Genomic DNA, 14,337 nt, shown 5'->3' with positions numbered 1-14,337 from the left:
TAATCTTAATTTTAGGGGAATTTTTATGAATAATGGTGTTTTAAGAAGGTATGCACTTGCCTATATAAAAGAAAATGGCAGTGATAAGAATGTTCAAGAATTTTTACGTTCTCGTGGTATGCAAAATATTGAGAACTGGAGTGATAAAAATTTTGAAAATGCGTATAAGGAATTTAGGCGCTATAACCCAACTAATGAACACAATATAGGAAGTGATCGACGTGATAGTAGGCAACAACCTACAAGCCCTCAGGTTACACACGTACATGTACACAATAATAGAGGTTTAGATTTTTGGGATTATTTTCTACTTCGTAGCCTGTTTAGTGGTAATACTGGTCATACTACAGTAATAAATAACCTTGGTTCCGGTAGCAGTAACCAGCCAAGCAGAGAAGATAAGAAAAAAGACGCAGAAGACAACAGGAAATTATTAGCTTTAGGGATAGTAGCTGTAGTTGCGTGTGTTGCTTTCCATGCTTTAATGTGTGTTTGGTACAACAGCAGCGAAAAAACGGCTAGAAAATCAGAAAAGGTAGATTACCTGGATAATAAGCTTAAAATGTTCAGAAATATAGAATTTGCAGTTGGTGCAATTTCTTTAGCAGCTTTGATAGGTTGCGCTATTAACCCAGTCTTACCAGTTTGGGGTTTAGTCATTCTTGGCATTAATTCTCTTGTGTGTCTTGCTGGTGGTGTGGCTTTTCATATGAAACATGAGAAAGAGTCAGAAAATATTAAGAAAGCTGAAGAAGCGGCAGGTAATTATCATAGAGATCCTTCGTATCGTGAACCACCGCCTGCTTACTCTCCTCAAGATCCTAATACTGTTCCAAGTGCTCCTTCTTATGATGAAACCATACCTGGTGGGTTGTTTCCTGCTTCTAATGCGGAAAAACATTTTGGAAATCATGAATATACTGTATGAATATTGATTTTAGAAGGTAAATTGTACAGCAAATAGTGTCATTCCAGTGCTTGACACTGGAATCCAGCTTTTTTGTAATTTTATTGAACATGTTGTATAGTCGTTTGTTTACAATTAATTTTTCTGGATCCCAGTGTCAAGCACTGGAATGACATTTTTGTGTTTGAGGCAAAATCTGCTATAATATTTAACACACTGCTTTCACAGACGAATGTTTGTACAGTTGTGAAGTTATGGACAACAATATCATAGCAACTCAAACGTAAGTTACTCACATTATACCGCTGCAACACGCAGCGGTATAATGGCTTTTCAGATTGCTTGTATGATAGGATATATATTGATTTTTATTACTAGTGCAGATACGATAAAGCTTTAAACAGTACAAAATGGAGCAATTTGAGAGCTTTTACGTCACTACGCCAATATATTACGTAAACGACAAGCCACACATCGGCCACGCATATACTTCCCTTATCTGTGATGTTGCAGCTAGATTTATGAAATTAGCTGAAAAGAACGTCAAATTTACTACTGGTACAGATGAACATGGGCAAAAAATTGAAAAGGCAGCTAAAGCGAAGGGAATAGAGCCAAAAGAATTTACAGATGAAATAAGTGTTACATTCAAAAAATTAGCTGAGCTAATGAACTTTGATTATGATGATTTTATTCGCACTACAGAAGAACGTCATGAAAAAGCAGTTATAGCTCTATGGAATAGGCTTGAAGAGAGAGGACAAATATATCTGGATTCTTACTCAGGTTGGTATTCAGTTCGTGACGAAGCGTTTTATCAGGAATCAGAGTTGATAGATGGCAGGGCACCAACAGGTGCTGAAGTTCAGTGGATAAAAGAAGAGAGCTACTTTTTTCGTTTGTCAAATTGGCAAAATAAATTGCTAGAGTTATATGAAAATCAGCCAAATTTTATCTTCCCTGAGAGCAGAAAAAATGAAGTGGTATCGTTTGTAAAATCAGGACTAACTGACCTTTCGATTTCTCGTACTAGTTTTAATTGGGGAATAAAAGTACCAGGAAATGACAAGCACGTAATTTATGTTTGGATAGATGCACTCACTAACTATCTCACGTCAATAGGATTTCCTAATATAGAAGATGAGGAATATAGGAAATTTTGGACAAACTCCTTTAACGTTCATGTAATCGGTAAAGATATATTGCGTTTTCATGCTGTATACTGGCCAGCTATTCTTCTTGCAGCAGATTTACCACTGCCAAAGCAAATAGCAGCTCATGGTTGGTGGCTAAACGAGGGAGAAAAAATATCCAAATCCCTTGGTAATGTTATAGATCCAATTGGTCTGGCAGAAGAGTTTGGTGTTGATCAACTACGCTACTTTTTCCTTCGGGAAGCAAATTTTGGTCAAGATGGTAATTTCAGTAAGAAAAACATGATCAGCCGCATAAACTCAGAGCTGGCAAACAATATAGGCAATTTAGTGCAAAGAACAATTTCATTTCTGCATAAGCAATGCGATGGAATCGTACCAACAATTGATCGAAATTTGCTTAAAGATGATGAGAGTTTACCAAATTGTAAAGCCATAATTGATCAAGTGATGGATCATCTATCAAAGTATGAATTTAACCAGATTATACTACTGATTATCAATATCTCTTCCAAGGCCAATGCTTACATAGATAAAAGTGCACCCTGGACGTTAAGTAAAACCGATAGAAAGCGCATGGATTTAGTAATTTACAAACTACTCGAATACATCAGAATAATTGGTATTTTATTGCAGCCAATTATTCCAAAATCAGCAGAAATGATGCTAGATCAATTGCAAATTCCAAAAGAACAACGCAACTTACAATCTCTGTGCAATGCGTGCGTAAGCTTAGGCATTACACTGCCTAAACCTACGCCGATTTTTTTGAGGATCGATATTTAAAGAATCCTTAGTAAGCCGTTACAAGACTAGACTGAGTTGGCCGTTCTGTAGTTAGCCTTTTTAATTCAACAGAGTCAAAAAAAGTGCCTTGGCGTTTTTATGTATCTATACCGTTATCTACTTTGGAAGAAATGATTGAGATGCACCGAAATTATTTTTAGCACTCTTAAAAGAAGAATTTAACATTTCGTGAGACTCATCAACTTTACTTTTCAACATAGTCTGTGGAGTAGGTACATGGTGAGCAGATGGTAAATTTACAGTAGAATTACCATCAGCTTGGCCTAGATGTGCCTGCTGCTCAGATAATCCAGAAGCAGGATCTAAAGTACATACGGGAGTTGGAAACAACTTTGATGCTAAAGCTGCTACTATAACTGATGCGTACGTTGCAATACTACTAAATTTTACAATCTGAGTTGTTCTATCTTTTAGTTTTGGTTGATCACCTGTTTCTTTTGCTACTGCATGCAATTTTGGTTGATTACCTTCTTCTTTAAATAAATTGCTAAGAGCTTCAGAATCTAAAACTTCTTCTTGATTTCTTTTTTTACGCTCTTGATGCATTTTCTTAGCATCTTCATCAGAATTAATAATGTATTATACCTTTTTATCTAGTTGTTTTTGCATTTTAGCTTTTTCTTTGGCATTTTGAGCATCTAAACAAGAAGAAGTAATTGTTAGCTCTTTGCAGTGCAGCTGAAAGCGCAAAAACTAGAGCAGAAAATACAGCACCACTAATAATAAATGGAAGGCCAACACTTAACGCTGCAACTGGAGCTAAGAAACTAACATAAGGAGCTGCAGCAAACACTCCTGATGCTAACAAAGTTGCTATAGCTAAAGTTACTACCCCTTTTTTACAGTAAAGGTAGCAAAAAAAGCTACAAATCTATGTAGTATTTAAACTCGCTCCTACTGGGACCTGAACCTAATCCACTACAACATATCAGAAAACATTATCTCTATTTTTTCTGGTTACACACTGAATTTTTTCTCAGCATAATGATTATGAGATTGCTTTTTAGCTTGGTTTTACTCAACTAAAGCTAAGTTATTAGAAATTACCTGGTTTATTTGAGCGTTAGCAATATGAGTATCTTGTTGTCTACATTTAGTACAATACATAATAGATGCAGCTCCAATAGCAGCTCCAACACAAGCAGCTCCAGCAATTAAGGCAATTTGATTAAAGTCTTTGTTATAACCTTGGTTAAATCCTTCACTGTAGCCTTTTTTGTAGCCCTCCATATAACCATCTTCATAACTTTTTTGTTGTGCAAAAAAACCATAAGCGTATGTAAATAATGCTCCTCCTGCAGCGTAAAATATACCCTGTATTCCAGGTTTTATTACGTCTGGAACAAGCCTGACGCCATTCTTTATTTCTTGTACTATAGAAATTGTTGTTAAGTTCTTTATGTTAAAATCATTGATATTCATTTTTTTGTAAAAAAATTAAGCTATATGCTTTATATCTTAACATTAATTTAGTTTTAAAGTAAATTAATATTTTAATATAAATTTTATTTTTTGTAGAGAATCTGCTTTTTCTTGTTTTATATGAACTTAGAAAATTTTTATTGATAAATGACTTTAGGTTTAAAATTGAGGAAGTGGTTGCTATATATATCAGCAAGTATGAGTTGAATTTATATTATGGACTTGAATAAATTTACAGAAAAAGCAAAAAGCTTAATTCAGAGTGCTCAAATGAAAGCATTGGGAGCCGGGCATCAGATTTTTATGCCTGAACATTTACTTAAAGTAATGCTTGAAGATGAATCGAGTTTAGTTCAGGACTTGATAGGTGCCTGTGGTGGAAATGTGCAGAATATTTCTAATGCTGTTGATAGTGCAATTAAAAAATTTCCAGTGATTGAAGGGCCAGGAAGTGGCGGCCTTCAGCTTTCAAGAGAGGTAGCAAAAGTTTTTGAGGATTCAATCGGTATTGCGAGGAGGAATAAAGATACATTTGTTACAGTTGAGCGGTTACTGCAGGGCCTTGCTGCACAAAAAGATGGTAAAATTTTAGCAGAAGGTGGTGTAACACCGCAAAAATTAAATTCAGTTATTGCAGAAATGAGAAAAGGTAGCAGTGCAGATTCGCCAAATAGTGAAGAAAAATTAAATGCGGCGAAGAAATATACAAAAGATATTACAGAGCTTGCGATGCAAGGTAAGCTTGATCCTGTAATTGGTCGTGATGAAGAAATCAGAAGAGCTATGCAGGTATCGCTTAGGCGAACAAAAAATAATCCCGTGCTGATAGGTGAACCTGGTGTTGGAAAAACTGCAATAGTTGAAGGTTTAGCAAACAGAATTGTTGCAAATGATGTACCACTTGGTTTGCGTGATGCAAAAGTTTTAGCTTTGGATCTTGGTGCGTTAATTGCTGGAACAAAATTCAGAGGAGAATTTGAAGAAAGGCTAAAAGCAGTGATCAATGATATTTCAAAAGCAGAGGGGAAAGTTATCTTATTTATAGATGAGCTTCATACTTTAGTTGGAGCAGGGGCAACAAGTGGTGCAATGGATGCTTCAAATCTACTGAAACCTGCTCTTGCACGCGGAGAAATTCGCTGTATAGGAGCTACAACTTTAGATGAGTATCGTCAGCATATAGAGAAAGACCCTGCGCTTGCGAGGCGTTTCCAGCCTGTGTTTATTTCTCAACCCACTGAAACTGATACTATTTCAATACTGAGGGGCTTGAAGGAAAGGTATGAGGTACATCATGGTATTAGGATTACAGATAGTGCAATAATCGCTGCTGCAACGCTTTCTAATAGATATATAACAGATAGATTTTTACCTGATAAAGCGATCGATTTAATTGATGAAGCAGCAAGTAGGGTTAGAATTGAAATGGACAGCAAGCCTGAGGTTGTTGATGAGCTTGAAAGAAAGATTATACAGCTGAAAATTGAGTCAGAGGCTTTGAAAAAAGAAAGTGATGAAAACTCTAGGCAACGTTTAAAAAAGATAAATGAGGAAATTGAGAGTCTAAACAGTAAATTTGCTGACTTAAGCAGTAAATGGCAGATGGAAAAGAATAAAATAGCTAAAATACAAGAAACTGCTGAAAAATTGGATAACGCGAGGAAAGAGCTAGAGTTGGCTCAGCGCAATGGAAATTTAGGAAGGGCAGGGGAGTTGATGTATGGTGTGATTCCTCAACTTGAAAATGAGTTAAAAAATCAGGAAAAAGTTACTGATAGTTTCCTAAAGAAAGAAGTTACTGAGAGTGATATTGCAAATATTGTTTCGAAATGGACAGGCATTCCTGTTGATAGCATGATGCACAGTGAAAAAGAAAAACTTCTTAACATGGAGAATGAAATAGGGAAAAGAGTAATAGGACAGAAAGATGCAATTGAAGCGATAAGTAATGCAGTAAGGCGCTCCCGTTCTGGTGTTCAGGATACTAATCGACCTTTTGGTTCATTCTTATTTTTAGGTCCAACTGGAGTTGGGAAAACGGAGTTGGCAAAATCCCTTGCCGAATTTTTATTTGATGACCAAGGAGCACTTCTGCGCTTTGATATGTCAGAGTATATGGAAAAACACTCCGTTTCAAAACTGATTGGTGCACCTCCAGGGTATGTTGGCTATGAACAAGGTGGAAGATTAACTGAGGCAGTGAGGAGAAGACCATATCAGGTAATTTTGTTTGATGAGATAGAAAAGGCAAATCCAGATATATTTAATATATTACTGCAGATTTTGGATGAAGGTAGACTCACCGATAGCCATGGCAAATTAATTGATTTTCGCAATACCATACTGATTTTAACTTCTAACCTTGGCGCTGAGATGATGCTCAGAGGAACTGCTGAATCTGTAAAAGATGAGGTGATGAAAATAGTTAAGTTAGCGTTTCGTCCAGAATTTTTAAATAGACTGGATGAAATTATTATATTCCACGGTTTAACCAAAGATGACATTTATAAAATTATAGATGTTCAATTCTCTTATTTACAAAAGATGCTTGCTAAGCGTAAACTGAGTATTAGTTTATCGCAAGAAGCTAAGGAGCTAATAGCACAAACTGGCTATGACCCTGAATATGGAGCGAGGCCTCTGAAAAGGGTAATACAAGAATGCATTCAAAATAATCTAGCTAAGTTAGTTTTATCGGGGGAAGTAGTAGAAGGAGATGAGCTAATAGTGTATACTTCTGGTAACGAAATCTTAGTTAAAAAGATCTAGATTCGCTGTGTATTTTTGTTTTGAAAAATGTGTATAAATCATAATGTTAATGTTGAGTCTTTATTTAAGCTAGTTGATCAAGGGAATAAAAAAGAGAAAGAAAAAATTAAAGAGTTTATAAAATACTTTTATAATTTTGTTTATAATAGCGACCTAAAAGTCAACGATAAATTTCTTTTATACATTGCAGAAGATGCATACAACTTCATTCTTAAAAAAGAAAAAGAAGAAAGTAAATTGGCAGTAAGTAATGTAAATGATATTTCAGGAATAGAAGGTAATTTCACTATAATTAAAATCACAAATGATGACATGCCCTTTTTAGTGGATTCTGTCATTTCCACTATTAAGTCACACGGTTTAACTATATGCTATTATAGTAACAGCATAATTAATATTCAAAGAAAAAATAGCCTAATAGATAAAATTCATCTTTTGGAAGAAAGTAATGGAATCAAAGAGTCAGTAATATATGTAATTATTAAAGGTATAAGTGATAATTTTGTTAATACATTAGAAGAATCTCTACGAAAGACGCTAAAAGCAGTTAACTGCGTTGTACAAGACTGGCAATTGATGCTCAAAAAGCTTCTTGAGCATCCGGCATTGGATGCTGGAGGCAGAGATTTTTTAGCTTGGTTGAAAAATAACAATTTTGTATTTTTAGGTTATCAAGAATACATTACTAATAAAGAAGGAAAGCTTGCTCTAAGTGGTAAGGAGAGCCTCGGGTTAATGAGAGCAAGTGAAGAGTACCAAAATTCATCAATTTTTTCTGAAAGCTTGAATTCTTTATACATACTAAGATCAGACCTAATCTCAATAGTTCATCGGCGTACCTATATGAATTGTATAGGAGTGAAAGAATTTAATGATCAGGGTGATGTAATAAGGGAACAGCATTTTTTTGGGCTATTTACTTCTATAGCAGAAGTGCAAGATATTCGAACTATTCCGGTAATAAAGGATAAGGTTACAACAATAGAAAAAAAGGCAGGATTTGTTCCTGGTGGCCATAACAATAAAGCTTTAATTTCCATTTTACAGGCATTTTCTTGTGACGAATTATTCCAATCAAATGAAGACGAGTTATTTGAAATTTGCACCTCGATCATGTCTCTTGCGATTAGACCAAGAGTCAAATTATTTTTGAGAAAGGTAGGGAACTTTATTAGTTGCATAGTATTGATACCGATGCGTTATGCTAGTGCAAGACTAATGTTTAAGATACGCGATATATTGAAAGATGAAACGAATGCAGAAAGTTCAGATATTTATAACAATCACATTATCAATGAATATGATTTGATGAAATTACACGTGGTGCTAAGAACCAAAAGCGCTAGCGTTTTTAATGATGAAGTTTTGCGTATCGAAAACAAGTTAAGAAACATTACAGAAAAGTGGGAAGATCGTTTTATAGACAATTTATATAATACTTTTAGCACTGTTGAGGATATATTTATCCGCTATTGCAAGGCATTTCCGATAAGTTATCAAGAGAATTTTGAACCTCATGATGCGTATTATGATATGAAAAAATTGGAGATAGTGAGAAAGAAAAAAGTCAGTGAAGTTGATTTGAGGCTTACTCGTGACAATCTCAACTATCAATTGAAGGTTTACACTCCAAATAGCGGTGGTCTTGAATTGTCAAAGATATTAAAGGTTACTAAGAATTTAGGGGCTAAGATTCTATCTCATAATGGTTATTATATAGAAATCAACGGTGGAATATGGATACATCATTTTGTGTTGTCAAGAGTTGATGAATTAATAGACAACATTACTTTAAAAGAGCAGTTTGAGGTAACACTTGTAAAAGTGTTCAGCAAGGAAATAAAAAATGACTATTTTAACAGCTTGATCATTATTGCTGGGCTCGAGTGGAAGGAAGTGCTTCTGATTAGAGCGCTAAGCGCCTACCTAAAGCAGACATCATTTAGCTATAACCCAGAATATATCCAGAAAGTAGTATCAGAGTATCCAAAAATAATGAAACATCTAATACAGCTGTTTCATTCAAGATTTAATCCAAGTATAGATGTTGATAGAGCGGAAACTACTGATATTTTTAGAGAAAAAATTGAAGAACTACTAAAAGAGATCAGTAATGTTTCACATGATTACGTTTTACGTTCGATATTTAACTTGATAATGGCAATTTTAAGGACCAGTTATTATCAAGATGACAAGCCATACTTATCTATAAAATTTGATTCAAGTAAAATAAATGGGTTACCTGATCCTCGCCCGTATCGTGAATTATATGTCTATTCGAACCTTTTTGAGGGAATACATCTAAGAGGAGGGAAGTTGGCTCGTGGTGGTTTGAGATGGTCGGATAGAACGGAAGATTTTCGCACTGAAGTTTTGGGACTCATGAAAGCCCAGATGACAAAAAATGCGGTCATTGTACCTGTTGGCGCAAAGGGTGGGTTTGTAATAAAGCAAGTTTATAAAGACAAAAACATTTTAAGGGAGAAAGGTGTTGAATGCTATAAGAATTTCATCAGAGGAATGCTTGATATTACTGATAATGTAGTTGATGGCAAAATAACTCCACCAGAAAATGTGATTAGGTATGACGAAGATGATCCATATTTGGTAGTTGCAGCAGATAAAGGCACTGCTTCATTTTCTGATTATGCAAACGAAATATCCTCTGAATGTAACTTTTGGCTCGAAGATGCATTTGCATCTGGTGGATCAGCAGGTTATGACCACAAAAAGATGGGTATTACAGCAAGAGGTGCATGGATTGCAGCACAACGCCATTTTTGGAGAATGAATAAGGATATTTACCAGGATACAACTGTTATTGGAATTGGAGATATGGCTGGCGATCTATTTGGGAACGGCATGCTGCTTTCAAGAAATATGAGTTTAATTGGAGCATTTAATCATATGCATATTTTTGTTGATCCAAATCCTGATGCGGAAAAGAGTTTCGTGGAGCGTAAACGGCTCTTTGAATTACCGTTTTCCACTTGGATGGATTACAATAGAGATTTGATTTCTCATGGTGGCGGGGTATTTGAACGTAGTAGCAAACAAGTAGAAATTTCTCAAGAAATGAAAAAGTGCTTTGATATAACGGAAGATACATTATCTCCAAATGATTTGATTCGATATTTGCTCAAGGCAAAAGTGGATTTCATATGGAATGGAGGAATTGGCACCTTTGTTAAGGCAAAAAGTGAAAGCCATGGCATGGTTGGCGATAAAGCAAATGATGAATTAAGAGTAAACGGTCATGATATTAGAGCTTCTATGTTTATAGAGGGTGGCAACCTTGGTTGCACGCAGCTTGGAAGGGTAGAATACGCTAAAATAGGTGGGTATATCAATGCAGATTTTATTGATAATTCAGCAGGAGTAATATGTTCTGATCTTGAAGTTAACATCAAGATTGCTTTTGTTGCAATTATGAAAGAAGGGGGAATTTCCTTGGAAAAAAGGAATGAAATACTGGCTAGCATGATAGATGAAGTTGCATCTAAGGTACTTGAAAACCATAACAGGATTGAAACAAAAGCATTGCTTCTTGAGTGCTTGCAAGCTAAAGAAAAGTTGGAGCAGCACCATAAATTATTACTCAGTTTAGAGAAATTTGGGCTGCTAAACCGAGATGTAGAATTTCTTCCAGCTGAAGAAGAGGTAGCAAGAATGTTAACTGATGGAGAAGGTTTCTGTTCTCCTCAGCTTTCTGTTCTGATGTCTTATGCAAGAACAGCAATAAAAAATGAAGTTATACACTCTGAGCTACCTGAAAAAGATTTTTTGTGCCGTGATTACTTACTAAATTACTTTCCACAAAGGATGGTAACAGAGTTCAAGGATTCCATATTGAAACACCAACTTTGTAGGGAAATTATTTCTACTTGCATTACAAACGATGTAGTAAATAGGATGGGCTGTATATTTATTAATAATTTGGTTGAGAGTACTGGAATTAAAGTACATGAAGCAGTTAACATATATATCGTTGTTAATCACCTATATAATTTAAGTAGCCTTTGGCAGAAAATTGATGAATTGGATGGAAAAATTGATGTTGATTCATATTTGCAAGTAGTGAGAAGTGTGCAAAAATTTATTGGTAGGGTATCATTTTGGTTAGTAAAAAATCTTGGTAAGCTTAATCTTGTAGAACTAGATGGTGTTACAAAATTTAGGGGTGCAATTGAAACTTTAGGCCATGATATTTTAGATGAGCACCTATTAGAGGTCTATAATCATGGATTAGCTTCTTTGTTAGAGCTTAACATAAATAAAGATCTAGCAAAAAGGGTTGCTGATCTACGTATTCTTATTTATGCGCTGGACGTTATATCTGTTGCTGAGCAGACATCTTTGTCCATCCTTGAGGCTGGTAGAATATACTTTGAATTAAAGTCGCTGCTAAGATTTGATATGATTAGAACAGTTGCTGGCAAGATGAAAAGCCATTCTTCCTATTGGGATCGCAGCTTAATTAATGATTTATTAGATGATTTAAGCAATTATCAACATAAGCTAGCTGTTAAAGTTATAAAAGCTACTGATAATCATGTAGACAAGGTTCAAACTTGGGCTATTAATGATAAGGATTATATAGAGCGCTACAATAGCTTTTTAGATGAGATGGTCGCTTATAAACTTGATTTAAGTAAATTAATACTCATAATCAGAAGAGTTAAAATACTTGCTTCATAGGAAAAATGTTTAATATAGGTCTGTCAGAAGTTTTAGTTGTAGCTTTAGTGAGTATAATTGTTCTTGATAAGAGTAAAGTATCTGTGTTTTTTAATCTTATTAAAAATATGTATAGGTATTTTGTGATTGTGAAGTCAAGAATTAGGAATTTGTTGAAGGATGCCGGGATTGAAGAGTTATATGAGGAGTGTGACGTTGAAAAAGTCAATTACATAGTTGGTAAAGATGGCAAGCTTTATCCTGCTTATAATGTAGATAATACAAAAGATGACAGCAAAGATCCTAGTAGTAGATGATATACCTTCTAATGTTAAACTTTTAGAAGCTCAGCTAAAAGCAGAGTACTATACAGTTATAGTAGCTCATGATGGCGAGGAGGCGATAGATTTAGTAAAGAAACAGCAGCCAGATATTATCTTACTTGATGTCATGATGCCAAAAATGAGTGGTTTTGAGGTTTGTAAGCAGCTAAAGAATGATCCCTTAACGACTTATATTCCAATAATTATGGTAACTGCGCTGCATGACACTCATGATAGAGTGCAAGGAATTAATGCTGGTGCGGATGACTTTCTAACTAAGCCGATAGATGAAACTGCTTTATCTGCAAGAATTAAGTCTCTTGTGCGCTTAAAGATGATAATAGACGAGTTGTGCTTGAGAGGAGAAACTAATGCTGAGATTGGTGGGGTAGCAGAAAGCAGTATTATGGATTATTCTAATCAGATTTTTGATGCTAACATACTTGTTGTAGATGAGGACACTTTTCAAGCAGAGCAGATAAATAATGTTCTAAAGCAACGCTTCAGATCAATTAAAATACTGCACGATCCAAAAGAAGCATTGAAGGTTGGTATTAAGGATAATTACGACTTGATTATTTCTGACATGCAATTTTCAAAAACTGATGGCCTACGTTTGTGTTCTAAGTTTCGTAGTAAAGTAGAAACACGTTATACACCAATTCTGATCCTTTCTGAAGATTATGATAAAAGCAATTTAGTAAAGGCACTTGATGTAGGTGCTAATGATTATTTAACAGTACCTTTAGATGAGAGTGAATTAATAGCTAGGGTTAATTCGCAAGTGAAACGCAAAAGATATCAAGATGCCTTGAGAATGAATTTATTTAATAATGTGGAGATGTCTATAAAGGATCCATTAACTAACTGTTATAATAGAAGATATTTTGATGCACACTTAAGAAATATTGTTAAGGATTCTGTGGAAAAAGATAGAAGTTTATCCCTTATGATACTTGATATAGATTATTTTAAGATGGTGAATGATAACTTTGGGCATAATGCTGGAGATGAATTTTTAAAGGAAATACAGAAAAGAATTTCTGAAAATATCAGAGTGACAGATTTGCTGGCTAGGTTTGGTGGTGAGGAATTTGTTGTTGTAATGCCAGATACCAGTGTATCAGATGCGTATACTATTGCAGAGAGAATACGAAAAATTATTGCCAAAGAACCTATACTTGTGGGTAAAAATACAACCCATAATGTAACTGTGAGCATTGGAGTTTCAGCAATGCAAAGATCTGACCTTGATGATGTTAAAAAATTTATAGTACGTGCTGACAAATATTTATATAAAGCAAAAAACAGTGGTAGAAATAGAGTGATTACTGGTTGAAGTTCTTTCAAATAGGTAGTAACTAAGATTCAAATGATAGCATAAAATTTCTCAACTCCGGAAATTTCGCATTTAACTGTAGAAATAGATATTTATTTAAAAAATACCCTGTAATTTTTAGCCCTAGTCTGAATTCTTGATATGAGTAGCTATTTTGTAGGTTGTTATTGTATACATCATGCAACATCTGTGGAAAAGGTAGTAATTTATCTGCATAACAGTCACCTACTTTTTTTGACACTGCTCTACCAGTTTTTGGAGAAATAAACTGTAGATTTTCTTTCACACCTGTTACAGCACATTTTGATAGGTCTAACTTAAATCCAAGTTGCGTAAGAAGCAGAAGCTCTAAGTTAAGGTAATAACTTTGCCAAAATTGGCTATTGTGTTTTATTACATCGATGAAGTGTTTAAAATTATCATACAACTTGGTACAGGATTCACTTTCTGGAAGCACTTTTTCTAATATAGACGAGAAAGAAACAATAGCAATGCTTTTTAACCTATCTTGAAAGAAATGATGAAGTGGAGATTCAATCAATTCGCACTTTAAAAAACCTAGATTTTCAGGTAATTTAGCACTCCATTCTGCATGTAATAGATTGCTTATTTGAAACTTATAATTACTATTATTTGTTAACCTAGTTAATCCTCTGCACTTTCCATGATTTTTTGTAAATAGAGAAAGAATTAAATTTTTATCACCGTATTTTTTAGCAGCTATAATAACACCTTCATCTTTCCATCTCATTTAGAGTATATTAACCGTATGATATTATAGAGATAATAAAATTAGTGTAGCAAATTTGGGTTTAAGTCAACTGAAATATATTGACTTTATGTGCAATATTAGCTTTAAACCAGTAAAACAAGCTGCTCAACATATGCGCCCTCTCTATTTTAATTATATTCTTCTTTTATCTCTATGTTGTTTTTTGC

General features: G+C 34.6%; 9 protein-coding genes. 6 read left to right on the top strand and 3 right to left on the bottom strand.

Translation table 11 applies throughout. The features are described 5' to 3' along the window. Positions 1-25 precede the first annotated feature (25 nt). Complete coding sequence (locus OOK99_RS04420) at positions 26-928, top strand: hypothetical protein (protein WP_264719513.1); 903 nt, start codon at positions 26-28, stop codon at positions 926-928. Positions 929-1,317: 389 nt separating this feature from the next. Beyond that, on the top strand, positions 1,318-2,847 hold the full coding sequence (gene metG / locus OOK99_RS04415) for a methionine--tRNA ligase (protein ID WP_264719511.1): 1,530 nt from the start codon (positions 1,318-1,320) through the stop codon (positions 2,845-2,847). 117 nt (positions 2,848-2,964) lie between these two features. On the opposite strand, the gene OOK99_RS04410 is transcribed toward metG, so the two are convergent. Both OOK99_RS04410 and OOK99_RS04405 read right to left on the bottom strand, forming a co-directional pair. Next, entirely contained in the window at positions 2,965-3,414 is a 450-nt protein-coding gene (locus tag OOK99_RS04410; protein ID WP_264719510.1) for a hypothetical protein, read from the bottom strand. Between the two features lie 468 nt (positions 3,415-3,882). Next, entirely contained in the window at positions 3,883-4,290 is a 408-nt protein-coding gene (locus OOK99_RS04405; protein ID WP_264719509.1) for a hypothetical protein, read from the bottom strand. 216 nt (positions 4,291-4,506) lie between these two features. On the opposite strand from OOK99_RS04405, the gene clpB reads away from it, so the two are divergent. Genes clpB through OOK99_RS04385 form a run of 4 tightly spaced genes read left to right on the top strand, consistent with a single transcriptional unit; the run spans position 4,507 to position 13,398 of the window. Then, complete coding sequence (gene clpB, locus OOK99_RS04400) at positions 4,507-7,059, top strand: ATP-dependent chaperone ClpB (protein ID WP_264337158.1); 2,553 nt, start codon at positions 4,507-4,509, stop codon at positions 7,057-7,059. A 27-nt stretch (positions 7,060-7,086) separates the two neighbouring features. Further along, a complete protein-coding gene (locus OOK99_RS04395; protein WP_264719507.1) occupies positions 7,087-11,757 on the top strand; it encodes an NAD-glutamate dehydrogenase in 4,671 nt (1,556 codons plus the stop codon). A 5-nt stretch (positions 11,758-11,762) separates the two neighbouring features. Beyond that, positions 11,763-12,053: a Sec-independent protein translocase subunit TatB gene (tatB, locus tag OOK99_RS04390; RefSeq protein ID WP_264719506.1), complete on the top strand. Its 291-nt coding sequence runs from the start codon at positions 11,763-11,765 to the stop codon at positions 12,051-12,053. Next, positions 12,025-13,398 (top strand): PleD family two-component system response regulator, encoded by a 1,374-nt coding sequence (locus OOK99_RS04385; protein ID WP_264719504.1) that lies wholly within the window; start codon positions 12,025-12,027, stop codon positions 13,396-13,398. Before tatB ends, OOK99_RS04385 begins: the two co-directional genes overlap by 29 nt. Positions 13,399-13,420: 22 nt before the next feature. Here OOK99_RS04385 and recO read toward each other — a convergent pair whose 3' ends face one another. Further along, positions 13,421-14,149 (bottom strand): DNA repair protein RecO, encoded by a 729-nt coding sequence (recO, locus tag OOK99_RS04380; RefSeq protein ID WP_264337162.1) that lies wholly within the window; start codon positions 14,147-14,149, stop codon positions 13,421-13,423. Positions 14,150-14,337: the final 188 nt, after the last annotated feature.

The sequence above is a fragment of the Wolbachia endosymbiont (group B) of Eucosma cana genome, from assembly GCF_947250645.1.
Taxonomy (GTDB): domain Bacteria; phylum Pseudomonadota; class Alphaproteobacteria; order Rickettsiales; family Anaplasmataceae; genus Wolbachia.
This window is presented reverse-complemented; position numbering and strand designations above follow the sequence as displayed.